The sequence below is a fragment of the Streptomyces sp. NBC_00158 genome (assembly GCF_045160885.1).
In the GTDB taxonomy this organism is placed as follows: domain Bacteria; phylum Actinomycetota; class Actinomycetes; order Streptomycetales; family Streptomycetaceae; genus Streptomyces.
Genome location: NZ_CP108161.1, coordinates 622,552 through 646,021, shown reverse-complemented (window position 1 = coordinate 646,021; position 23,470 = coordinate 622,552). Strand labels below are relative to the sequence as shown.

The window sequence follows — 23,470 nt, the reverse complement described above, 5'->3', positions numbered from 1 at the left end:
AAGCGGAGTCGGGGCGCCCGGCGTGTGGGGCGATCATTGCCGGGCAACGGGGGACGAAACGGAACGCGGCCACAGCGTCGCCCAGTTGTGCGAAGATTCCGTCCTCCCGGTCCGTGTGGACCGGGTGACAAGGGGATGCACAGTGATACCTAAGAGGTTCAGGCTGGCCGCCATCGGGGCCCTGACCGTGGCCATAGCGTCCGGCAGCCTGTTCGCCTACTCCGCGAGCGCGGGCACGACGGAGGAAGCCGACCGCGCCACCGCGGACGCCTTCGGCCGCATAGCCGACGACGTGCTCTCGCAGCGCACGCAGGCCCTGGTCGACGGCCACGTGAAGCACCGTGAGGGGGGACCTTCCGGCAAGAAGAAGGCCCGCCTGTCGGACAAGCTGAAGAAGGACGAGGACGCGGCGATCGCGTCGCTCAAGTCCCGCAAGACCCGTCTCGCGGAGCTCGGTGAGGCCTACACGGCCGCCGACACCCGCGTCGTGGTGGAGAAGGCGACCATCACCGGCGGCAAGGCGACCGTCCAGGTCACCGAGCAGACCACGCTCACCTACAAGAAGGTGCGCGGGGACGAACCGGACACCACGGACTTCAAGACGCGGTACGAGCTGACGCTGTCGGGCAAGAAGGGCGGCTCCTGGGAGCTGAACTCCATCAAGTCCCAGGACAGCGCCAACGCCCCCGTCGCGGTCAACGAGCCCGTGGCCGCCAAGGTCGCCGCCACCGTCAAGGACGACGGCAACCAGTACCCGGACGGCACGCCCGCGTCCACGAAGTACCCCGCCCCGGCGCCCAAGCCCAAGACGCTGACCGGCGGCGCGTACGACTACAACGCCATGGCGAAGTACGCGGAGAAGTACTGGAGCAACTACAACCCGGCCTACCGGAAGTTCAACGGCGCCGGCGGTGACTGCACCAACTTCATCAGCCAGGCGCTGAAGGCCGGCGGCTGGAAGCCCGTCCCGGGCACCTCCTCGGACTACCGCAACTGGTGGTACGACGGCACGCGCCAGTCCGACTCCTGGGTCGGGGCGAACGAGTGGGCCTGGTTCACGCTCTCCAACGAGCGGGCCGCGAACCTGGCGAACGTGTACCAGATGGACATCGGCGACATCCTGCAGGTCGACTTCAACAAGGACGGGTCCAAGGACCACTCCATGATCGTCAGCTACCGCAGCCGTGCGGGGATGCCGTACCTCACGTACCACTCCACCAACACGTACCGCAAGTCGCTCGCGAGCATCATCGCGTCCTACCCGGACGCGCGCTACTTCGCGTACCGCACCTGACGGTCGTCACCCGAGCCCCTCCCGCCGGCGGAACACTCCCCGGCGGGAGGGGCTTTTTCGTGCCCCGAACGGCCGAATGGCCGAATGTCGTCATTGACCGCGCCAAACCTCCCATGCATCAAGATCACTGCATCGAGGTAATGCCACCGGTGTTTCAAGGTCATCCGGGCGAAGTGGCCGTTACTGTCAGCCGAGATCTGGACGGATTCCCGGATATTCGCCCCCTTTTTCCTTTTCACCGGTGACGTGCGCTTATGTACGCCGCCGAGCTTTACTAAGGAGAGCTCGTCGCATGACCGTTGAAAGCAGCCCGGAAGCCCAGCTGGATCCGCCGCAGCAGTCCAGCCTGAGCACGGCCGCCGCCCGCAACCTTGCCAGCACCACCAAGTCCGCCCCGCAGATGCAGGAGATCACCTCCCGGTGGCTGCTGCGCAGCCTCCCGTGGGTGGAGACCAAGGGCGGCGCCTACCGGGTGAACCGCCGCCTGAGCTACACCGTCGGCGACGGGCGGATCGAATTCGTCCAGGACGGCGCCTCGGTCCGCGTGATCCCCCAGGAGCTCGGCGAACTCGCCCTGCTGCGCGGCTTCGACGACCTGGAGGTGCTGACCGCGATCGCCGGCCGGTGCGTCCAGCGCGACTTCCGCGCCGGCGAGGTGCTCGTCGAGCGCGGCGCCCCGGCCGACCAGATCCACATGATCGCCCACGGCCGGATCAGCCAGACCTCCATCGGCAAGTACGGCGACGAGGTCGCCATCGCCACCCTCGCCGACGGCGACCGCTTCGGCGAGAACGCCCTGCTCGACGGCGACGCGGGCTGGGACTACACCGCCACCGCGGAGACCCCCGGCACCCTGCTCACCCTCTCCCGCAGCGAGTTCGCCGCCGTACTGGCCTCGGCGCCGACCCTCCAGGCCCACATCCAGGAGTTCAGCTCGCTCCCGCAGCAGCGGCAGAACCGTCACGGCGAGGCCGAGATCGCCCTGTCCGCCGGCCACACCGGCGAGTACGAACTCCCCACCGCCTTCGTGGACTACGAGCTCAAGCCCCGCGAGTACGAGCTCTCCGTCGCGCAGACCGTCCTGCGGGTCCACACCAGGGTCGCCGACCTCTACAACGGGCCGCACAACCAGACCGAGGAACAGCTCAGGCTCACCATCGAGGCGCTGCGCGAGCGCCAGGAGCACGAGCTGATCAACAACCGCGAGTTCGGCCTGCTCCACAACGCCGACTTCAAGCAGCGGATCCAGACCCACTCCGGCCCGCCCACCCCGGACGACCTCGACGAACTGCTCTGCCGCCGCCGCGGAACCAAGTTCCTCTTCGCCCACCCCAAGACGATCGCGGCCATCGGGCGCGAGTTCAACGCGCGCGGGCTCTACCCGGACCACGTCGACGTCGGCGGCCAGCAGGTCCCGGCCTGGCGGGGCGTGCCGATCCTGCCCTGCAACAAGATCCCGATCAGCAAGGAGAACACCAGCTCCATCCTCGCCATGCGTACCGGCGAGGACAACCAGGGCGTCATCGGCCTGCGGCAGACCGGTCTGCCCGAGGAGTACGAGCCGGGCCTGTCGGTGCGCTTCATGGGCATCAACGAGCAGGCGATCATCTCCTACCTGGTCACCACCTACTACTCCGCGGCCATCCTGGTGCCCGACGCCCTCGGCGTCCTGGAGAACGTACAGATCGCCCGCAGGCGCGACTAGAGGACCTGCCCACCGGCCGCGACACCCGGCACACCCCGGGCCCGGCCGAGCACGCCCGGGATCCGGGCCACCTCACCCACCTCACCAAGGAGCCACGGATGCCCGATCCCGGGCCTTCCCCTCTGCAGTCGAGCCTGCCCTCCGCCGCCGCGCACTTCGGCGCGCACGTCCTCGCCGACACCCTGGCCCTGGGCCGGGCCCCGGCCGACGCCCCGGTCGCGGAAGCCGCCGCGGCCCGGGCCGTCCCCGAAGCCGCGGTGGCCGCGACGCCCGTCGTCACGGCCCCCGCCGCCACCCGGCCCGCCCTGCCGTCCGCGCCCGTCCTGCCCTTCGGCACCCACACCCCCGCCGCGGCCGCCCCCGCGGCGGGGGACGGAGAGGGAACGGTACGGCAGGCCGGCGGGGCCCTGGAGCGGATCATCCGCGGGCCCAGCGGCCTGGGCACCACCGCCCTCCACCTCGCCCCGTACGCGGAACCGCAGGCACCCCCCGCGCCGGTGGACGCCCTGCACATCCCCGGGCTCTACTACCACCCGGTCCCGGAACCCGACCCGGCGCGGGTGGCCGAGCTCAGCCGCCGGATCAAGGCCTGGGCGCTGGACGAGATCCAGCTCTACCCGGACGACTGGGAGGGCGAGTTCGACGGCTTCTCCACCGGCCGCTACATGGTCGCCTGCCACCCGGACGCCCCGACCATCGAGCACCTGATGATCGCCGCCCGGCTGATGGTCGCCGAGAACGCGGTCGACGACATGTACTGCGAGGACCACGGGGGTTCGCCGATCGGCCTCGGCGGCCGGCTGCTGCTGGCGCACAGCGCCCTCGACCCCCTGCACACCACCAAGGAGTACCACCCCCGCTGGGCGGAGTCGCTCCACGAGGACGCCCCGCGGCGCTCCTACCGCTCCGCCATGGAGTACTTCGTCCAGCAGTCGACGCCCTCCCAGGCCGACCGCTTCCGGCACGACATGGCCCGGCTGCACATGGGCTACCTCGCCGAGGCCGCCTGGGCGCAGACGGACCACATGCCCGAGGTGTGGGAGTACCTCGTCATGCGGCAGTTCAACAACTTCCGGCCGTGCCCCACCATCACGGACACCGTCGGCGGATACGAGCTGCCCACCGACCTGCACGCCCAGCCCGCGATGCAGCGCGTCCTCGCACTCGCCGGCAATGTCAGCACCATCGTCAACGACCTCTACTCGTACACCAAGGAACTCTCCAGCCCCGGGCGCCACTTGAACCTGCCCGTGGTGATCGCCGAACGCGAGGGAGTCTCCGACCGGGAGGGCTACCTCAAGGCGATCGAGGTCCACAACGAACTCATGCACGAGTTCGAAGCCGAGACCGCCGCCCTGGCCGCCGCCTGCCCCGTACCGAGCGTGCTGCGCTTCCTGCGGGGGGTGGCCGTGTGGGTCGACGGCAACCACTACTGGCACCAGACGAACACCTATCGCTACAGCCTGCCCGATTTCTGGTAAGGACGGACTTATTCGTGACCAGCACTGATTTCACCACCGCCACCCCCTCCGTCGGCTCCGTGCTCATCCCCGCGCCGACGACGCCCTACCAGGGCGACATCGCCCGTTACTGGAACAACGAGGCCCGGCCCGTCAACCTCCGCCTGGGCGACGTCGACGGCCTCTACCACCACCACTACGGCATCGGCGACATCGACCACGCCGCCCTCGGCGACACCGAGGACAGCGAATACGAGAAGAAGCTGATCGCCGAACTGCACCGGCTGGAGTCGGCCCAGGCCGAGCTGCTCCTGGACCACCTCGGCCCGATCGGCCGCGAGGACACCCTCGTCGACGCCGGCTGCGGCCGCGGCGGCTCGATGGTGATGGCCCACCAGCGCTTCGGCTGCAAGGTCGAGGGCGTCACCCTGTCGGCCAAGCAGGCCGACTTCGCCAACCAGCGCGCCCGCGAACTCGGCATCGAGGACCACGTCCGCGCCCGCGTCTGCAACATGCTCAACACCCCCTTCGAGACGGGCCGGGCCGCGGCCTCGTGGAACAACGAGTCGAGCATGTACGTCGACCTCCACGACCTGTTCGCCGAGCACTCCCGGGTCCTCGCCGTCGGCGGCCGCTACGTCACCATCACCGGCTGCTGGAACCCGCGTTACGGCCAGCCCTCCAAGTGGGTCTCCCAGATCAACGCGCACTTCGAGTGCAACATCCACTCCCGCCGCGAGTACCTGCGGGCCATGGCCGACAACCGCCTCGTACCGCAGGCCGTCATCGACCTGACCCCCGACACGCTGCCCTACTGGAAGCTCCGGGCGACGTCCTCCCTGGTCACCGGTATCGAGGAGGCGTTCATCAAGTCCTATGAGGACGGCTCCTTCCAGTACGTCCTGATCGCCGCCGACCGCGTCTGACAGGATCCGGGCGGGCTCCGACCGGGCCCGCCGCCGCACACCGGAGGGGCCGGGACCGTCAGCCGACGGACCCGGCCCCTCCCGGGCATGTGACCATGGCCCCCGGTACATCCGCACCACCTGGGGGAAGCATGTCCACCCGCACCACCGCCGCGCGCTCTCTCGCCGCCGCGCTCGCAGCGCTGTTCGTCCTGGCCGGCTGCACTTCACCGGACAAGGACCCGAAGGCGGCGGGCGGTTCCCCGGCGGCCGTGGCGGCACCGCCCGCGCCGGGCGGCACCGGGGGCGGGTACGAGGGGCCCCGCCCGCAGGACCAGAACCTGCTGGCCTGGACCGGCGACCCGAACGACGCGGGGCACGTCACCGCCCAGTCGGCGGCCGGCGTCGGAGGCCGCGTCACCCTGGTCCGGGTGGTCCTGCGCCAGGAGATCACCTGGTCGAACATCTGGCTGGGGCTGGCCGGCCTCGACCCCAACGCCCAGCTCTCCAACTGCTACCTGGGCGTGTACGACGCCACCGGCACCCTGCGCGCGGCCACCCCGGACGTCTCCCCCCAGCTGATGACCGATCCGGTCGCGAAGCCGCTCGCCCTCGCCAAGCCGTTCACCGCCGCCCCCGGGACCTACTTCATCGCCCTCCTGCTCAACGGCAACTGGGCCACCAACGCCCTCACCCTGAAGTCCACGGGAGCCGGCATCTCGGTCAACGCGGGCCTCACGCCGCCCAACCTGCGCTACAGCACCATCCTGACCGGCCAGAACTCCCTGCCGGCGAGCGTGAACCTCGGTGAGCAGTCCACCAGCACCATCAACACCGGCTGGGCCAGCCAGTGGTACGGGATCTCCTGAGCCCCTGAGCCCCTGAGCCCCTGAGCCCCTGAGCCCCTGAGCCCCTGAGCCGCACCCCGCTTCCCGCCGCCCGGCCGGAGTCGGGCGGCGGGAAGCGGGCGGCGGACTCAGGCCGGTACGGCCTCGGAGCGCGCCCCGCGGGCGGGCGGGGCCAGCCGGCCCGTACGGTCGAGGCCGTACAGCGCGGCCGTGCAGCCGAGGCCCAGGACGAACAGCGCCAGCCAGGGCAGCGCGGACATCCCGGCGGCGCGGGCCGCGTCCAGCGCCGCCCCCGTGAGCAGGTTGCCCACGGCGATGCCGACCCCGCACACCGTGTTGTACAGCCCGTAGTGCGTGGCGACCAGACGGTCCCCGCAGAGGCGGACGATGGTGTCCATCTCGAACGGGTAGGCGATCATCGTCCCCACGGCCAGCAGCAGCGCCGCCAGTACCGGCGGCACCGCCGCCAGCAGCCGCGTCCCCAGCTGCGACGCGGGCACGGGCACCGCCGTGGCCGCCAGCAGGGGCAGGAAGGCCGCCCCCATGACCAGCAGCCCCCAGGCCAGCGCCCGGCCCGGCTCCAGCCGGGCCTTGCACCAGGCGGTGACCCGGGTCTGGAAGAGGATCGTGCTCAGCCCGGACACCGCGAAGAGCACCGCCACCGCGGCCGTGCCGAAGCCGCCCTCGCCGCCGACGCGCCGGACCTCCAGCGGCAGCGCCATGTAGACCTGGAAGGTCATCACGTACGAGCCGACCATCGCCACCGAGAACAGCAGGAACGGCCGGTTGGCGAGGATCCCGCGCCACTGGACGAGCACCCCCTCCCGGGGGCCCTCGGAGCGGGCGGCGGCGTCGTTGCCCCGGCGGGCGGGCAGCGCCCGGATCTGCACGATGCTCAGCACCGCGAAGATCCCGGCCGCCACCAGGCAGGTGACGCGGAAGTCCACGCCCGTCAGCACCATGCCCACCAGCGGGCCCAGCAGGATGCCCGCCTGGTAGAAGACGTTGAACAGGGCGAAGGCCTCCACCCGGCGTTCGCCCGCGTCGGCCGCCAGGTAGGCCCGGGTGGCCGGGTTGAACAGGGCCCCGGCCAGCCCGGTCGCCGCGGAGGCGGCGATCAGTGCCGGGACCGAGTCGACCAGCCCGAGGGTCGCGAACCCGGCGATGCGCAGCGCGAGCCCGGTGATGATCATCGGCTTGTAGCCGAGGCGGTCGGCGAGGGTGCCGCCGATCAGGAACATGCCCTGCTGGCTGAAGTTGCGCACGCCGAGGATGAGTCCGACCGTCCAGCCGGCCAGCCCGAGCGGGCCGGCCAGGTGCGTGGCGAGGTAGGGCATGAGCATGTAGAAGCCGAGGTTGATGGTGAACTGGTTCACCATCAGCAGCTGGACGCTGCGCTCGTACGTACGGACCTGCGCGAGGGTGCCCTTCATCAGGCGGGAACCTCCGACGCGCGCAGGGTCAGCGGGTCGACCACGCTCGCGCAGCGGGTCCAGCGGGTGACCTCCTTCTCGTCCAGGCGGCCGATCGTGTCGGGCTCGGCGGCCGGCGGGGAGTCCAGCAGTCCGTGCGCGGCGCAGTAGTCGTCGTCGTACACCGTGCCCAGGTAGCGCTGCGGTCCGTCGGGGAAGACGGCGGCGATCCGGGTGTCCTCGGGCAGGGTGCGGGCCAGCCAGCCTGCCACCAGGGCGACCGCGCCGACGCTCCAGCCGCCGGCGGCGTAGTGGGAGGCGGCGAGCTGGCGGCAGGTCCACACGGCCTCGCCCGGGGCGACCCAGTGCACCTCGGAGAACTGCTCGTAGGCGACGTTGCGCGGGTAGATGCTCGAACCGAGGCCGCGCATCAGGCGGGTCCGCGCGGGCTGGCCGAAGATGGTGGATCCGACGGTGTCCACCCCCACCAGCTTCAGGTCGGGGTAGAGCTGGCGCAGCACGCGGGAGACGCCCGCCGAGTGGCCGCCGGTGCCGACGCTGCACACCAGGACGTCGATGTGGCGCAGCTCGGTGGCCAGTTCGAGGGCCAGCGGGGTGTAGGCGGTGGTGTTGTCCGGGTTGTTGTACTGGTCCGGGCACCAGGAGTCGGGGTGCTGCGCCAGCAGCTGGGTGACGCGGTCGCGGCGGGCCTGCTGCCAGCCGCCGGTGGGGTGCGGTTCGGAGACGACGTTGACCTGCGCCCCGTACGCCGTCAGCAGGCGGGTCATCGACGATTCCAGGCCCGGGTCGGTGACCAGCGTGACGGGGTGCCCGTGGACCATGCCGGCCAGGGCGAGGCCGAGGCCGAGGGTGCCGCTGGTGGACTCGATGATCCGGGCGCCCGGCTTCAGCTCGCCCCGGGCGCGGGCCCGTTCGACCATGTGCAGGCCGGGACGGTCCTTGATGCCGCCGGGGTTGAAGCCTTCGAGCTTCGCCCAGAAGCCGCGTCCCGCCGGGGCCAGGGGCTCCGACACGCGCAGCAGGGGGGTGTTGCCGACCAGCCCGGAGAGGCCGGAGCGGGCGGGGGGAGTGACGTCGGTGGCCGAAGAATGCATTGTTCCGCTCTCGTTTGATGGTGGTTCGGTGGTCGCGCTCGTGGGAATGCCGAGCCTGGGCAGGGCAGGGTCCGCCCGTTGGGGGCATACGTCAGCCGTTGCGAACGGGCTTACGGGAGCGGACTAGAGCCGCCATCGACAGACGATGGTCAGAGTGGAACGTCCTGAGCGGGCTGGGGCCGGTCCGGCGGAGCCCGGGGGCGCCGCCCTGGCGCCGACCGCACCGTCGTCCGCGTCGGCCGAGGGCCGTGCGGGAGCGGCGGACAGGGGGGCCGGCCCCTGGCCGGTGGGGGCGGGGTCGGAGGAGGCGCAGCTGGACCCGTGGCCGGGATGCGGGTGCGCGTGGCCCAGGGGCTCTGCAGGCGCGGTCGGCCCGGGCTCCAGCGCGGCTCCGGCGGCCGGCGAGCCGTAGGCGACGTCGGCGTGCCCGTGAGAGGAGCAGGCGAGGGCCGCGAGGAGCAGCGCGCAGAGCATGCCCGTGACCAGCATGCGGTACCAGGGCGAATCGTGACGTAAGGGGCGTGCGTGGGGATGGGTGGACAAGGTTCCTCCGTGCGGCGGGCACCCCGGGGCCCGGGCGGGCTGGGGGTGGCGGGGATCGCGGGACGGGCCCGGAGGGATCCCGGGTCCAGGCCGTGTTCTTCGGATCGCGCCGGCCCGGCGTGATCCGAAGACGCTGCCTACACCTGGAGGACGGCGGAGGTCGCGTGGTGTGCCGAGGGGGCGGGTCCGGCCGGGTTGCGGGCCGGGCCGGGGTGGCCGACGGTGTCCCGGTGGGCCGCGGGTGCGGGCCGGGCGACGGTCGCCGCCGGGGGAGCTGAGGCCGCGTCCGCCGACGGGGCCGCACGGTGGGGCACGGGGGCGCAGTCGTGGACCGGGTGGGAGGGGTGGTGGTCGGCGGGGGTCGCCGATGCCGGGGTCGCGGTGCCGGTGGCGGCCGTCGCCTGGGCGGCGGACGCCGTGGTGGAGGTGGCGTGGGCGGAGCCGTGCGGGCCGGAGCCGTGTGCGCAGAGCAGGCCGAGCAGCACCAGGGTCAGCCCGAGCAGGTGCAGCAGGCCCGCGGGGATGCGGGGATGCGGCGTACGGGGGGACCTGGCTGTGACCACGCTGTGATCTTAGCTTGTCCCCCGCGTGATGCGAGCTCCCGAACCGGACAATCGCCGACCGCTTCCCGGCCGGTGTCCGGCAGGAGGGCTCAGCCGGCCAGTTCCCGCGCGTCCAGGGGGAGGTGCCAGGCGTTGCGGCGGCGCACCGTGTGCAGCTGGGCCTCCAGTGGGTTCGGCGGTACGACGAGCACGGGGCACGGAGCCTTCGCCAGGCAGTGCCGGGCCACCGAGGGCCACAGGGCGCCCAGCGGCCGGCCCCGGCGGCCCGCGCCGACCACCAGCAGGTCGTCCGCGTCCCGTACGGCGTCGACCAGCACGGCCCGCGGGGTGCCGCGTACGATCTGCGCCGTCATGCGGACGCCCGGGCCGCCCCGCCCGAAGGCGGTGACCACGGCGTCGCGCAGCCGTGCGGCCGCCGCGTCCCGGTACTCGGGGTAGGGGGCGCAGGCGCAGGAGCCCCGGGCGGCCGGCCCCCCGCCCGGCGTCTGCCAGGCCAGCACCGCCCACAGCTCGGCCCCGCGCAACCGGGCCTCGTCGGCGGCCCGGTGCAGGGCCGTCAGACTTCCGGGCCCGCCGCTCACTCCCGCAACCACCCGTCGTCCGCCCACCGCCGGCCCCTCCCGCGTCGCCGCCAACCGTCCGGCTTCCATTGAACGCCCGTCGGCGCCGCCCGTACGTCAGCGGTGCGTATGGACCCGGTCGGCGGGCGTCAAATTCCCGTCAGGAGACGGCGGGCGCGGCGGCCGGGAGGACGGCCCGCAGGCGGGCGCCGCGCTCCGAGGGCTCGGCGGTGAGGCTGCCGCCGTGATGGGCGGTCAGGTCGCGGGCGATCGCCAGGCCCAGGCCGGCCCCGCCGTGGTCGCGGCTGCGGGCGTCGTCGAGCCGGGTGAACCGCTCGAAGACCCGCTCCCGGTCGGCGGGCGGGATGCCGGGACCGTCGTCGAGCACCTCCAGGACGGCGGTCCGCGTCCCGTCGCCGTCGCCGGCGGTGCGCAGGACGACCTCGACCCGCCGGTCGGCGAACCGCTGGGCGTTGTCGAGCAGGTTGGTGACCACCCGGGTCAGCCACAGTTCGCTGCCCTCCACCTCCACCCCGGCCGCCAGCTCCGTGCGTACGGGCACCCGGTCGCCCAAGCGTCCCGCCACCGCGGAACCCACCAGGGCGCCGAGGTCCAGCCGGGCCGCCGCTACGGGCTGCGCGGCGTCGAGCCGGGCCAGCAGGAGCAGGTCGGAGGCCAGGTGCTGGAGCCGCTCGGTGTCCTCCAGCGCCCCGCCGATGAGCTCCGGCCACAGCTCCGGGTCCCGGACGGCCAGGGCCACCTCCAGCTGGGTGCGGAGCACGGTGATCGGGCTGCGCAGTTCGTGGGAGGCGTCGGCGATGAACTGGCGCTGGCGCTGCCCGGAGGACTCCAGCCGGTCCAGCGTGGCGTTCACCGTCTCGGCGAGGCGGGCCACCTCGTCGCGGGTCGGGGGTACCGGGACCCGGCGGTGCAGGTCCCGGTCGGTGATCTCGGCGACCTCCGCGCGGATCGCCTCGACGGGCCGCAGGGCGCGGCCGGTCACCCGCCAGGTGACCAGGGCCACCGTGGCGAGGAGCAGCGGCCCGCCCACCGCGAGCGCGGCGGTGGTGGTGTCGTCGGCCGCGTCCACGTCGCGCAGGGAGGTGCCGACGTACACGGTGACCAGGCCCTGCGGGGTGTCCGTGGTGACCTGTACGACCCTGAGCCGGTGTTCGCCGCCCAGTGGCCGCACCCGCCAGGTGTGGAAGGCGGTTCCGGGCCCGGACGGCCCGCCGGGGCCGAGCGCGGGCGCGCCGGCCAGGTTCGGGGTGGCCCGCAGCACCCGGCCGCGGGCGCCCACCACCTGGACGAAGTCGGCGCCGGGCAGGGGTGCGCGCATCCGGTCCAGTCCGCCGGCGGCGGCGAGCCGGGCGATGGTGACGGCCTGCCGCTCGGCGTCGCGCTCGGCGTTGCGCAGCAGGTTGGCCCTCAGCAGCCCGAGCAGGGCGAACGAGGCCAGGGCGAGGGCCACCGCCACGACGGCGACGGCGCCGGCGGTGGCCCGGCCGCGGACGGTGGCGGGCCCGATCCGCCGCAGCAGGCGGCGCGCGGGTCCGCGTACGCGGCCGAACAGCCGGCGCACCGCACCGGGCGCCGCCGGGGCCGCCGCCTCAGCCACCGTCGGCCGCCAGCCGGTATCCGGCGCCGCGCACGGTCTCCAGGGCGGACCGGCCGAACGGCGCGTCGATCTTCCGGCGCACCGCGCTGACGTGCACCTCGACCACGTTCGGATCGCCGTCGAAGGCGCTGTCCCACACCTGTTCCAGGATCTCCCGCTTGGGCACCACCTCGCCGGCCCGCCGGGCCAGGCACTCCAGCACCGCGAACTCCCGCGCGGTCAGCCGTATCGGCGTCCCGCCCCGGGAGCACAGGTGGCGCGCCGGGTCGACCAGCAGGTCGCCGAACTCCATCGTCCGCGGGCCGCGGCGGCCCGTGCGCCGGCCCAGGGCGCGGAGCCGGGCGACGAGGACGAGGTAGGAGAAGGGCTTGGAGAGGAAGTCGTCGGCGCCGGTGTCCAGGGCCTCGGCCTCGTCGTACTCGCCGTCCTTCGCCGTCAGCATCAGGATCCCGGACTCGTTGCCGGCGGCGCGCAGCCGGGCGCAGACCCGGTAGCCGTTGAGGCCGGGCAGCATGATGTCGAGCACGATCAGGTCGTAATCGTGCTCGCAGGCCATCCACAGGCCCTGCGGCCCGTCGTGGGCCACGTCCACCGAGAAGCCCTCCGAACGGAGCCCCCGCTGGAGGGCGAGCGCCAGCCGTCGTTCGTCCTCCACCACCAGTACGCGCATGCCGCCCAGGGTCTCAGGTGGGCTCCGGGCTTTGCTGAAGGGGTCTTCAGGCGGCTTCAGGTGGGCTTCAGCATCGCCCCGGCATGCTCGGCGACGAGCCGGGTGCGGTGCCCGGTTGTGCCTGAGGAGTCCCGGTATGTCTGAGTCTTTCCCGCAGCCCGAGCAGCCCGAACAGCCGGCCGAGCAGCCCACCGAGCAGCCCGCGAAGCCCGCGCGCAAGGGCCTGGGCGGCGTGGTACCCCGGGGCACGGGCGCGCGCTGGGCGGTCGCCGTCGGCGCGGCCGCGGTGATCGTGGGCGGCGGGGCGACGGCGGTGGCCGTGGCCGGCCACCACCACGGCCACGCGGACCGGGCCCGCCACCTCGTCCGCCCGGAACCGGGCCGCCCGCACGCCCCCGGGGGCGGGCACGAGGCCGAGCCGAAGATCCGCGACGGCGCCGGCCCCGCGCGCGGCGGCTTCGCCGGGCACGGCCGGGCCCGGGCCCAGGCCCCCGCGCCGCTGCCCGCGCTGCCCATCGGCCAGGCGGCGGAGAAGGCGGCCGCGGCGGTGGAGGGCGGCAAGGTCGAGGCCCTGCGCGCGGTCGCCCAGCAGGGCGGCGGCAGCGCCTGGCGCGCGGTGGTCCTCGGCCCGGACGGCGTCCGCCACGCGGTGACCGTGTCCGGTTCCGACGGCACCATCACCGCGAACACCCCGCTGAACGCCCGGGGCGGCACGTCCGCGAGGTGACCCCGCCCGCCGGGGGCCTCGCGGGGGCCGCCGGTACGGGGACGCCGCCGGGTACTCGGCCGGTCCGCCCCCCCGGCCCCGTGCGGGGCGGGATCTCGGCGCGGCCGCCCGGCCCCGTCGGTGCCCGTCGGTCGGAGCGCCCGCAGCCCCGGGCCGGCGCCGGGAGGCGGGTCCGGGATCCCGTGCGCCCCCCGGGTGTCGCGGGCGCTCCCTGGGGGCGGGTGCGGGGCGGGGGCCGGGCGGGGTTTGCTGGGCGGATGGCTGACGGTCCCTGCGAGGTACTGCTCATCGGCGGCCGGTCCGGCGTCGGGAAGTCCACGGTCGGCTGGGAGGTCTCGGTGCGGCTGCGCGCCGCCCGGATCGCCCACTGCCTGGTGGAGGGCGACAACCTCGACCAGGCGCACCCCGCCCCGCCCGGCGACCCCGACCGGTCCCGGCTGACCGAAGCCAACCTGGCCGCGCTCTGGCGTAACTACACCGCCCTCGGCCAGCGCAGACTCATCTACACCAACACCGTCTCCGTCCTGGAACCCGGCCTGGTCACCCGTGCGATGGGCGGCAGCCCCCGCGTCATCGGGGTCCTCCTCACCGCCGCCGACGCCACCGCCGCCCGCCGCCTCGCCGTCCGCGAGACCGGCAGCCGGTTCGATGCCCACGTGACCCGCGGCGAGCTGATGTCCCGGCGGCTGGAGGCCGCCGCGCCGCCCTGGGTGGTCAGGGTCTCCACCGACGGCCGCTCCGTCACCGACATCGCCCGCGACGTCGTCGACCTGACCGGCTGGGCCGGAGAGGACGGGCCATGACCGTCTTCCGATGCGCCGGCTGCGGTACGGCCGTCACCGCCGAGCTCGACGAGGTGCCCCTCCCGGGGGAGGGCCCGCTGCCCTACGAGGCCGAGGGCGAGTGCCCGCCCCGCATCCCGCCGGGCGGCTTCGCGTACGACCCGGAGCCCTCCGCCTTCTCCTGGGTGCCCCACACCTCACCGACCTCGTACCGGATGCCGGCCGGCCCGACCGGCAGCATCGTCATCGGCCCCGACGACGTCCGGGGCATGACCCCCACCACCGACGCGGGGACCCGCGGCGGCTGCTGCGGCCCCGACGGCAGGGGCGGGCCGAACATGCTGTGCACCGGCTGCTCGGCCGCCCTCGCGATCGAGAGCGCCGACTGCTGGACCGTACGGCAGATCGTCCTCGACCCGCGCCGGGTGGTCGCGGACCCGTCCGCGCCGTGATGTCCGCTCCGCCGACCGCGCGCAGAATGAAGGGGAGCGGCGAGCCCCCCGCCCCCGCGCGGGCGGGTACCGGGACTCGGCGCGCCCCGGGCAGAGGAGGCATCCGGTGCCGTCGGAGCAGGCGGGGGGCTCGGGGGCTGCCGGTCCGATCCGGTCGGAGCCGGGCTCCCTGCTGGAACACGTGCCGGTGGCCGTCTTCGGCATGGACGCGGACGGCCGGATCCGCTTCTGGGGGCCCGGCGCGCAGGGGCTCTTCGGGCACGATGCCGCCGAGGTGCTGTCCCGGCCCGCCGCCACCCTCTTCCCCGAACCCCCCGACGGCACCCCCGGTTCCGCCGCCCGGCTGGCGGAACGGGCCACGGCCCTCGGGTACTGGCGGGTCCGGCTGCCGGCCCTGCACCGGGACGGCTCCGTCTTCGACTGCGGGTTCCGGGTCTTCCCCGTGGCAGGCTCCGCCGACGACCCGGTGATCATGGGGCTGGCCAGCAGGGGGGACGAGCTCGACCGGGTGAAGACCAACCTCGCCTTCCTCGACGCCCTCTTCGAGAGCTGCCCCATCGGCCTGGTCATGCTCGACCAGGACCTGCGCTACGTCCACCTCAACCAGGCCCTGGCCGACATGGACGGCCTGCCCGTCGCCGCCCACCTCGGCCGCGCCACCGACGAGATCATGCTCACCTCCGACGACGGCGAGTTCCAGCGCATGCTGCGCGCCGTCGCCGACGAGGGCCACCCCCTGGTCGGCGCCCTGGTGGGGCTGCGCACGCCCGGCCGCCCCGACCGCGACCAGGTGCGGTCGGTCAGCCTGTTCCCGCTCAGCCGGGCCGGGGAGACCCGCCCCGGGGTGGGCGGCCTGCTGGTGGACGTCACCGACCGGGAGCGGGCCCTGCTGGAGGCCACCGCGGCCCGCCGGCGCCTGGCCCTCCTGGACCGGGCCGCGGCCCGCGTCGGCACCACCCTGGACCTGGACACCACCGCCCGGGAGCTGGTCGAGGTGGCCGTACCGGACTTCTGCGACGGCTGCGTCGTCGAGCTGGTGGAGTGGATGAACCCCGCCGAGGCCTTCGACCCGGCGCTGCCCCTGTTCACCCGCCGCATCGCGTCCGGCACGGTGCTGCCGCCGCCCGCGCCCGAGCTGGTGGCCGGCGCGGAGCAGCTGTCGTATCCGCCGGGCTCCGGCATCCACCGCATGTTCGCCGCCGGCCGCCCGCTCTGCGTCCGGGTCGACGAGGAGTTCGCGGCCGGGGCCACCGACCGGCCCGGCCGGGCCCGGCTGCTCCTGGAGAGCGGCCTCGCCCGCATCGTCATCGCCCCGCTCGTCGCCCGGGGCACCGTGCAGGGCCTCGCCATGTTCGGGCGCTCGTCCGCCCGTCCCGACTTCACCGAACAGGACCTCAGCCTCGCCGGGGAACTCGCCTCCCGCGCCGCCCTGTGCCTGGACAACGCCCGCCTCTACAGCCGGGTCCAGGACATCGCCCTCACCCTCCAGCGCGCCCTGCTGCCGAGCGCCCTGGCCGGCAGCGAGCACGTGGCCATCGCCCACCGCTACCTGCCGGGCAGCCGCGCCACCGAGGTCGGCGGCGACTGGTACGACGTGATCGACCTGCCCGGAGGCCGGGTCGCGCTCGTCGTCGGCGACGTCATGGGACACGGGGTGCCCGCCGCCGCCTCCATGGGCAGGCTGCGCATCACCGCCAAGGCCCTGGCCCGCCACGGCCCGGAGCCCGAGCGGCTCCTCGGCGAACTCGACGCCTGCGCGCGGGAGTCCGGCATCGAGCTGGCCACCTGCGTCTACGTGGAGTACGACCCGCGCACCGGCCGCGCCCGCATCGCGAACGCCGGCCACCCCCCGCCCCTGCTGCGCCGCCCCGACGGCACCGTCGAGACCCTCGACGGCGGCCTCGGAGTCCCGCTCGGCGTCGGCGGGGTGCCGTTCCGCTCGGAGGACGCCCGCCTCCCCGACGGGGCCGTCCTCGCCCTCTACACCGACGGGCTCGTCGAGGCGCGCGGCCAGGACATCGAAGCCGGCCTGGACGCCCTGCGGGAACGGCTCGCGGCGGTCGAGGGCCCGTTGGAGGAGGAGGTGGACCGGGTCCTGTCGGCGCTGGTCCCCGACCCGGCCACCGACGACACGGTCCTGCTCCTGGCCCGGATCCGGCACGCGCGGTGAGCGGGGCCGGGGCCGGGCCGGTGTGTGTGGGTGGGGGGCTCAGTCCATGTGGAGGGCCGCCGCGAAGTCCATCTTGTCCTCCAGCCGGGCCAGGTCCCGCCCGGTGAGCGACTCGATCCGGGTGATCCGGTACCGCAGCGAGTTCACGTGCAGGTGCAGCGCCTCCCCGCAGCGGGCCCAGGAGCCGTCGTGCTCCAGGAACGAGCGGAGCGTCGGCACCAGTTCAGACTGGTGGCGCCGGTCGTACGCGTGCAGCGGCGCCAGCAGCCGGCGGCTGAACGCCCGCCGCACCTCGGCGGGGAGCAGCGGCAGCAGCGACATGACGTGCGCCGCCATGTCGCCGGTGCCGCGCACGGCGACCGGCTCCGCTCCCGGGCCGGCCGCCACCCGGCGGGCGCTGCGGGCCTCCGCCAGGGTGTGCCGCAGGTCGTCCGGTTCCGCCACCGGGTCGCCGAGCCCGAGGCTCAGCCGTTCGCCGCCGCGCAGCCCGCGCGGCAGGGCGCCGCACGCGGCCTCCCGGACCGCTTCCGGGGTCAGCTCCAGGCCCGCGGCCACGCGTACGAAGGCCACGGCCTCCCGCCCGTCGAGCGCGGCGGCGAGCCCGATCCGCGGGGCGGCGCCGGGGCCCAGGCACACCGGGTGCAGCAGCACCTCCTCCAGCAGGTCCCGTACCGGCGACGGCCCGTGGCCGCCCGGTACGCCGTCCAGCCGGGCCGCGACGGCCTGCCAGCGGGCCCCGCCGCCGGGCGCCTCGGCCGCGAGCAGCCCGGCGGCGTCCCGGACCTGCTCCCGCGCCCGGGCCCCCGTCGCGTCGGAGTCCAGCAGCCCGAGCAGCCGCCCGGCGGCCCGCCGGCGCGCGGCGCGGTCGGAGTCACGGCCGCCGCGCTCCACGGCGATCAGCCCGGCCAGCCGTTCCACCAGGCCGATGCGCTCGTCGTGCCAGTCCCCGCTGTCGGCCTCCACCGCGACGGCCCAGTCGGTCAGCGCGGGCCCGGCCCCCGGTACGGACCGCACCGGGAACAGGGAGTACGGCTGCCCGTGGGCCGCCGTGCGGTGCGGGGCGCGCCGGCCGGAGCGCTCGGCGGCCAGGAACCGCCCGGCCAGGGCCGTCGCCGTCCGCTCGGGCAGCGGCGGCCGGGCGCCCGCGATCAGCCGCCCGGTGGGGGACAGCACGTGGGCGCGCAGGTCCAGTTCGGACAGCAGCAGTTCGAGGAGCGCCCCCGTTCCGGCGCCGCTGCCCGGCCGGGAGGCCATCAGCCGCCGGTGCCGGTCCACCAGTGCGGCGAGGTTCCCGACCCGGGCGCCGCTGCGGCCGCGCGCCACGAACTCGGCGACGGGGCCGAAGGACACGTCCACGCCCACCGCGAACAGCGGCAGCCCGTGCCGCTCGCAGGCCCGCACCAGCTCGTCCGGCACGTTCCCGAACTCGGCCTCGCCCGCCCCGAGGGCGACGGCGCCCGCCTCCACGATGATCCGTACGAAGGCGTCGGCGCGCCCGAGGTCCGGCCGCAGCCACACCAGCCCCGACAGCACCAGGTCCCCGGGGGAGACGAACCGCCCCGGATCCGGCAGGTCGATGGTCACGGCGGCGAGCACGGGCCGCCGGAGCCCCTCCTCGCCGCCTCCGAGGTACTGGAACGGTGCCGGGCCGCCGGAGAGGATCACATCACGCAACTGCATGGCCACAGCCTGCCATGCGTGATCAAAGCCCCAACTGCCGCCCGAAGCAACCAAATGTGTACTACATCGACTCCAGCAGGCGGGCTGCCGCCTCGCGCATCTCCACCTTGCGGATCTTGCCGGTGACCGTCATCGGGAACTCGTCCACGACGTGGACGTAGCGAGGGATCTTGAAGTGGGCCAGGCGGCCCGAGCAGTACGCGCGGACCGCGTCCGCCGTCAGCGGCTCGGCCCCCTCGCGCATCCGCACCCAGGCCATCAGCTCCTCCCCGTACTTGGCGTCGGGGACGCCGATGACCTGCACGTCCAGGACGTCGGGGTGGCCGTGCAGGAACTCCTCGATCTCGCGCGGGTAGAGGTTCTCGCCGCCCCGGATGACCATGTCCTTGATCCGGCCCGTGATGCCCAGGTAGCCGTCCGCGTCCATGACCGCCAGGTCGCCGGTGTGCATCCAGCCCTCCCCGTCCACGGCCTCGGCGGTCTTCGCCGGCTCGCCCCAGTAGCCGAGCATCACCGAGTAGCCCCGGGTGCACAGCTCGCCCGGGGTGCCGCGCGGGACGGTGGCGCCGGTCTCCGGGTCGACGACCTTGACCTCCAGGTGCGGCCCGACCCGGCCCACCGTGGAGACCCGGCGTTCCACGGAGTCGTCCACCCGGGTCTGCGTGGACACCGGAGAGGTCTCCGTCATGCCGTAGCAGATGGAGACCCCGGTCATCCCCATCCGCTCGATCACCTCGTTCATCACCTCCACCGGGCAGGGCGAGCCCGCCATGATCCCGGTCCGCAGGCTCGACAGGTCGTAGCCGTCGAAGCCGGGCGCGGCCAGTTCGGCGATGAACATGGTCGGCACCCCGTACAGGGAGGTGCACGCCTCCGCCTCCACCGCCGCCAGGGTGGCCGCCGGGTCGAAGGCCGGCGCCGGGACCACCATCGCCGCGCCGTGGCTCGTGCACGCCAGGGCGCCCATGACCATGCCGAAGCAGTGGTAGAAGGGCACCGGTACGCAGACCCGGTCCCGCTCGGTGTAGCCGCACAGCTCCCCGACGAAGAAGCCGTTGTTGAGGATGTTGCGGTGGGAGAGGGTGGCGCCCTTGGGGAAGCCCGTGGTCCCCGAGGTGTACTGGATGTTGACCGGGTCCCCCGGGTCCAGGGCCGCGGCCGCCCGCGCCAGGTCCGCCGGGTCGCCCTGGGCGCCGCGCTCCAGCAGTGAGTCCCACCGCGGGCCGCCCAGCAGCACGGTGAACTCCAGGTCCGCGCAGCGCGGCCGGACCTCCTCGATCATCGCCGCGTAGTCCGAGCCCTTGAAGCTCTCCGCCGCGACCAGCAGCCGCGTCCCGGACTGCTTGAGCACGTACTCCAGCTCGTGCGACCGGTACGCCGGGTTGACCGTGACCAGGATCGCCCCGATCTTCGCGGTGGCGTACTGAACGAGGGTCCACTCGGCGCGGTTGGGGGCCCAGATGCCGACCCGGTCGCCCGCGGTGATGCCGAGGTCCAGCAGGCCGAGGGCGAGGGCGTCCACGTCCGCGGCCAGCTCCGCGTACGTCCACCGCCGTCCGGCGGCCACGTCGACGAGGGCGTCGCGGCCGGGGAAGCGGCGCACGGTGCGGTCGAGGTTGTCCCCGATCGTCTCGTCCAGCAGCGGGACCCCGGTGCTTCCTGACGCGTGACTGGGCGCGACCGACACGTGTGTACCTCCACGACTCTGTGGCCCGGCGGAGCCGGCGTGCGGCCATGATCCTCTTCCGCCGGCCGCCGGACCACCCCCCGGAGCACCCCATTCTTTCGAGCGTGTGTTCGAGGGCGGGGGTAGGCTGGTGCCATGCACGCACTCCAGGGCTCCCTCTTCGACCAGACCGACGAGATCCGCCTCGGACCGCTCTCACCGGTACGGAGGACCGTGCTCGGAGCCGGCGCCTGGGCCGACCACCTCCCCGGGTGGCTCACCGGCGCCGACGCCCTCTTCGAACGGCTCGCCGCCGAGGTGCCCTGGCGCGCCGAGCGGCGCCAGATGTACGACCGCGAGGTCGAGGTCCCCCGGCTGCTGGCCCACTACCGGGAGGGCGAGCCGCTCCCGCACCCCGTGCTCACCGAGGCCCGCGACGCCCTCGGCCGCCACTACGCCCCCGAACTCGGCGAGCCCTTCGTCACCGCCGGGCTCTGCCTCTACCGCGACGGACGCGACAGCGTCGCCTGGCACGGCGACCGCACCGGCCGCTCCGCCACCGAGGACACCATGGTGGCGATCCTCTCCGTCGGAGACCCCCGCGACCTCGTCCTGCGCCCCCGCGACGGCGGCCCCACCCTGCTGCGGCTGCCGCTGGGCCACGGCGACCTCGTGGTGATGGGCGGCTCCTGCCAGCGCACCATGGAACACGCCGTCCCCAAGACGGCACGGGCCGTCGGCCCCCGGATCAGCGTCCAGTTCCGCACCCGCGGCGTAATGTGAGGCCATGCGCAGCGGGAGCCGTCTGAGGGCCTGGTGTTCCGCCCTCCCGCCCGCCGCGGGCGGTGCGGTCATGGCCACCGGCGTCCTCTCCATCGGTCTGGAGCTGACCGGCCACACCCGGTTCTCCATCGCCGCGCTGGCCGTCGCGGGCGTGCTGTGGCTCGTACTGGCCGGGGACTTCGCGGCCCGGCTCGTCGGCGACCGGGGCCGCTTCCGGGCCGAGGCCGACACCCCGGCCGCCCTCACCGCCGTCGCCGCGACCACCGTGCTCGGCGCCCGGCTGGCCGCGCTCGGGTGGCAGCGCGCGGCCGCCGCCCTGCTGGTCCTGGCCGCCCTGCTGTGGCCCGGACTACTGGCCGCCGTCGTCCTGCACTGGCGGCGCCGCATGCCCGGCGCCGCCTTCCTCGTCTGCGTCGCAACCCAGGGCCTCGCCGTCCTCGCGGCCTCCCTGGCCGCCGCCGGGTACCCCGAATGGCTGGCCCTCGCCGCCCTGGCCTGCTTCTGCCTCGGTCTGCTGCTGTACGGGACCGCCCTGACCCGGTTCGACTTCCACGAGGTCGTCAGCGGGGCGGGCGACCACTGGGTCGCGGGCGGGGCCCTGTCCATCACCGCCCTCGCCGGGGCGAAACTCACCGCCCTGCCGCTGTGGACCGGGCCGGCGGACACGGCCCTGCGCGCCGCCACCCTCGCCGCCCTCGGCATCTCGCTCGTCTGGTACGCCGTCCTCCTCGCCGCCGAACTCGGCAGCCCCCGCCACCGGTACGACGTCCGCCGCTGGTCCACCGTCTTCCCCCTCGGCATGACCGCCGCCGCCTGCCTCACCGCCGCCCCCGTGACCGGCCTCCCGTGGCTGCGGCCCCTGGGCGAGGTCCTGCTGTGGATCGCGGTCGCCGCCTGGGTCCTCACCTTCCTCGCCTTCGTCCTCAGCTGCTGCCGGCCCGCCCGGCGGCGTTTCCCGCCGGGCGGGGACGGGGCGGATCGGTAGGGTCCCGCCACCCCGGCGGCGCGGAGCGGGCGCCCAGGGTGCTGTTCCGAGGGCCGACAGGACCCCCACAACTGGACGACGCTCGTCGACCCCCAGGGCAACGAACTCTGCGTCTCCCGCTGACCGGGAACCGGACGGCCCACGGGGGACGTCATCCTCCCCGGCGGAACCGGAGCACGGCCGCGGGCCGGGCGGCGACCGCCGCGGCCGCCCTGGTCCCACGTCTCGGGACACGGCCGGCCCGGCTGCTGACCAGCGGTAATCGAGTACCGGCCGCTCCCTCCCGCACGTGAGAATGAGGCATCTCGAACCGGGAGGAACCCATGAGCCAGGACCACCTGACTCTGCACGGCCTGCTGCCCGCGCAGGAACTGGCGCAGGCCATCGACGCCGGGCACGTGACCCGCAAGCAGCACCCCGAACTGCCCCTGTCCATCTACACGTACACGCGCACCGCCCAGTACGAGCAGATATGGAACAGGGTCACCACGCGCTGCCGCGGACTCGTCGCCGACGACGAGACCGGAGCGGTCGTCGCGCTGCCGCTGCCGAAGTTCTTCAACGTCGGGGAGCACACCTCCGGCCGCCCCTACGCGCCCGCCCTGCCCGACGAGACGTTCGAGGTGTACGACAAGGTCGACGGCAGCCTCGCCGTGGTCTTCCACTACGCGGACCACTGGCGGGTCGCCTCCAAGGGCTCCTTCATCAGCACCCAGGCCACCTGGGCGCAGCGCCGCCTCGACTCCCGCGACACCACGGCCCTCGTGCCCGGAACGACCTACCTCGCGGAGATCCTGTACCCGCAGAACCGGATCGTCGTGGACTACGGCGACCGCCGGGACCTCGTCCTGCTCGCCGCCTTCGGCCCGGACGGCACCGAGGTGCCGCTCGCCGAGGCCGCCGGCCACTGGCAGGACGTCGGCTCCGTCGTCAGGGTGTGGCCCGCCATGCCGCTGGCCGAACTCCTCGCGCTCGCCGAGTCGAACACCCTGCCCGGCGGCGGGTCCGCGGCCGGCACGGACGCCGAGGGCTTCGTGCTGCGCTTCGCGTCCGGCGTGCGCGCGAAGGCCAAGCTCTCGGAGTACGTACGCCTCCACAAGCTGCTGACCGGCGTCAACGAGCGGGACATCTGGCGCGCCCACGGGGTCCAGCGCTTCGCCGGCCTGCCCGCCAAGCAGCTCGCGCAGGGCCTGAACTGCACGGCCGCGGACGTGGAGGAGGCCGGCGGCAAGCCGCTCGACGCGCTCCTGGAACAGGTCCCCGACGAGTTCGACGCCTGGGTCCGCGAGGTCATCGCCCGGCTGGAGGACGCGTTCGCCGAGCGCGAGCGGGCCGTCGACGAGGCCTACGGGGCGCTCGCCCGCCTGGCCGGCGACCGGGGCGCCTTCGCGCGCGCCGCCAAGGAGATCCGGGACGGCAAGATCCGCTCGGCGATGTTCCTGCGGCTGGACGGCCGCTCCACCGAGCTCGTCAGCTGGCGGGCCGTACGGCCGGAGGCGGCCGACCCCTACACCACCGACGAGGAGAACTGA

The 23,470-nt window shown here is 74.2% G+C and carries 21 protein-coding genes; 12 read left to right on the top strand and 9 right to left on the bottom strand.

Annotated elements, in window-relative coordinates:
• The first annotated feature begins 142 nt into the window (after positions 1 to 142).
• From OG553_RS02825 to OG553_RS02805, 5 genes are all read left to right on the top strand, one after another.
• The gene (locus OG553_RS02825; protein WP_405977418.1) at positions 143 to 1,294 is read left to right on the top strand and encodes an amidase domain-containing protein; all 1,152 of its coding nucleotides are present in this window, start codon (positions 143 to 145) and stop codon (positions 1,292 to 1,294) included.
• A gap of 292 nt (positions 1,295 to 1,586) precedes the next feature.
• On the top strand, positions 1,587 to 2,999 hold the full coding sequence (locus OG553_RS02820; protein ID WP_405977417.1) for a family 2B encapsulin nanocompartment shell protein: 1,413 nt from the start codon (positions 1,587 to 1,589) through the stop codon (positions 2,997 to 2,999).
• Positions 3,000 to 3,097: 98 nt separating this feature from the next.
• Entirely contained in the window at positions 3,098 to 4,480 is a 1,383-nt protein-coding gene (locus OG553_RS02815; RefSeq protein ID WP_405977416.1) for a family 2 encapsulin nanocompartment cargo protein terpene cyclase, read from the top strand.
• A 14-nt stretch (positions 4,481 to 4,494) separates the two neighbouring features.
• A complete protein-coding gene (locus tag OG553_RS02810; RefSeq protein ID WP_405977415.1) occupies positions 4,495 to 5,385 on the top strand; it encodes a geranyl diphosphate 2-C-methyltransferase in 891 nt (296 codons plus the stop codon).
• Positions 5,386 to 5,516: 131 nt separating this feature from the next.
• On the top strand, positions 5,517 to 6,233 hold the full coding sequence (locus OG553_RS02805; protein WP_405977414.1) for a hypothetical protein: 717 nt from the start codon (positions 5,517 to 5,519) through the stop codon (positions 6,231 to 6,233).
• Positions 6,234 to 6,340: 107 nt separating this feature from the next.
• Here the strand turns inward: OG553_RS02805 and OG553_RS02800 are convergent, their stop codons facing one another.
• From OG553_RS02800 to OG553_RS02770, 7 genes are all read right to left on the bottom strand, one after another.
• Positions 6,341 to 7,645: an MDR family MFS transporter gene (locus tag OG553_RS02800; RefSeq protein ID WP_405977413.1), complete on the bottom strand. Its 1,305-nt coding sequence runs from the start codon at positions 7,643 to 7,645 to the stop codon at positions 6,341 to 6,343.
• Positions 7,645 to 8,739 carry a PLP-dependent cysteine synthase family protein gene (locus OG553_RS02795; RefSeq protein ID WP_405977412.1) on the bottom strand — a complete coding sequence of 365 codons (1,095 nt, stop codon included), beginning with the start codon at positions 8,737 to 8,739 and terminating at the stop codon, positions 7,645 to 7,647. The genes OG553_RS02800 and OG553_RS02795 overlap by 1 nt, the downstream gene beginning before the upstream one ends.
• Positions 8,740 to 8,862: 123 nt before the next feature.
• Positions 8,863 to 9,282 (bottom strand): hypothetical protein, encoded by a 420-nt coding sequence (locus tag OG553_RS02790; RefSeq protein ID WP_405977411.1) that lies wholly within the window; start codon positions 9,280 to 9,282, stop codon positions 8,863 to 8,865.
• A 137-nt stretch (positions 9,283 to 9,419) separates the two neighbouring features.
• The gene (locus OG553_RS02785; RefSeq protein WP_405977410.1) at positions 9,420 to 9,845 is read right to left on the bottom strand and encodes a hypothetical protein; all 426 of its coding nucleotides are present in this window, start codon (positions 9,843 to 9,845) and stop codon (positions 9,420 to 9,422) included.
• An 89-nt stretch (positions 9,846 to 9,934) separates the two neighbouring features.
• Entirely contained in the window at positions 9,935 to 10,495 is a 561-nt protein-coding gene (locus tag OG553_RS02780) for a universal stress protein (protein WP_405977409.1), read from the bottom strand.
• A gap of 70 nt (positions 10,496 to 10,565) precedes the next feature.
• Positions 10,566 to 12,023: a sensor histidine kinase gene (locus OG553_RS02775; protein ID WP_405977408.1), complete on the bottom strand. Its 1,458-nt coding sequence runs from the start codon at positions 12,021 to 12,023 to the stop codon at positions 10,566 to 10,568.
• Positions 12,016 to 12,693, bottom strand: coding sequence for a response regulator transcription factor (locus OG553_RS02770; RefSeq protein WP_405977407.1), 678 nt, complete (start codon positions 12,691 to 12,693; stop codon positions 12,016 to 12,018). The genes OG553_RS02775 and OG553_RS02770 overlap by 8 nt, the downstream gene beginning before the upstream one ends.
• A gap of 136 nt (positions 12,694 to 12,829) precedes the next feature.
• On the opposite strand from OG553_RS02770, the gene OG553_RS02765 reads away from it, so the two are divergent.
• The 4 genes from OG553_RS02765 to OG553_RS02750 all read left to right on the top strand — a co-directional run bounded on the left by OG553_RS02765 (position 12,830) and on the right by OG553_RS02750 (position 16,824).
• Positions 12,830 to 13,420 carry a hypothetical protein gene (locus OG553_RS02765; protein ID WP_405977406.1) on the top strand — a complete coding sequence of 197 codons (591 nt, stop codon included), beginning with the start codon at positions 12,830 to 12,832 and terminating at the stop codon, positions 13,418 to 13,420.
• A 257-nt stretch (positions 13,421 to 13,677) separates the two neighbouring features.
• Positions 13,678 to 14,223 (top strand): hypothetical protein, encoded by a 546-nt coding sequence (locus OG553_RS02760; RefSeq protein WP_405977405.1) that lies wholly within the window; start codon positions 13,678 to 13,680, stop codon positions 14,221 to 14,223.
• Positions 14,220 to 14,654, top strand: a complete 435-nt coding sequence (locus OG553_RS02755; RefSeq protein WP_405977404.1) for a hypothetical protein — start codon at positions 14,220 to 14,222, stop codon at positions 14,652 to 14,654. Before OG553_RS02760 ends, OG553_RS02755 begins: the two co-directional genes overlap by 4 nt.
• A 106-nt stretch (positions 14,655 to 14,760) precedes the next feature.
• Positions 14,761 to 16,824, top strand: coding sequence for a SpoIIE family protein phosphatase (locus OG553_RS02750; RefSeq protein ID WP_405977403.1), 2,064 nt, complete (start codon positions 14,761 to 14,763; stop codon positions 16,822 to 16,824).
• Positions 16,825 to 16,863: 39 nt separating this feature from the next.
• On the opposite strand, the gene OG553_RS02745 is transcribed toward OG553_RS02750, so the two are convergent.
• Together OG553_RS02745 and OG553_RS02740 are read right to left on the bottom strand one after the other, a co-directional pair.
• On the bottom strand, positions 16,864 to 18,504 hold the full coding sequence (locus tag OG553_RS02745; protein ID WP_405977402.1) for a PucR family transcriptional regulator: 1,641 nt from the start codon (positions 18,502 to 18,504) through the stop codon (positions 16,864 to 16,866).
• Between the two features lie 61 nt (positions 18,505 to 18,565).
• Entirely contained in the window at positions 18,566 to 20,191 is a 1,626-nt protein-coding gene (locus tag OG553_RS02740; protein ID WP_405977401.1) for an AMP-binding protein, read from the bottom strand.
• Positions 20,192 to 20,326: 135 nt separating this feature from the next.
• Between OG553_RS02740 and OG553_RS02735 the strand changes: the two genes are divergently transcribed.
• The 3 genes from OG553_RS02735 to OG553_RS02725 all read left to right on the top strand — a co-directional run bounded on the left by OG553_RS02735 (position 20,327) and on the right by OG553_RS02725 (position 23,470).
• Positions 20,327 to 20,953, top strand: a complete 627-nt coding sequence (locus tag OG553_RS02735; RefSeq protein WP_405977400.1) for an alpha-ketoglutarate-dependent dioxygenase AlkB — start codon at positions 20,327 to 20,329, stop codon at positions 20,951 to 20,953.
• 4 nt (positions 20,954 to 20,957) lie between these two features.
• The gene (locus tag OG553_RS02730) at positions 20,958 to 21,938 is read left to right on the top strand and encodes a tellurite resistance/C4-dicarboxylate transporter family protein (RefSeq protein WP_405977399.1); all 981 of its coding nucleotides are present in this window, start codon (positions 20,958 to 20,960) and stop codon (positions 21,936 to 21,938) included.
• A 323-nt stretch (positions 21,939 to 22,261) separates the two neighbouring features.
• Complete coding sequence (locus tag OG553_RS02725; protein ID WP_405977398.1) at positions 22,262 to 23,470, top strand: RNA ligase; 1,209 nt, start codon at positions 22,262 to 22,264, stop codon at positions 23,468 to 23,470.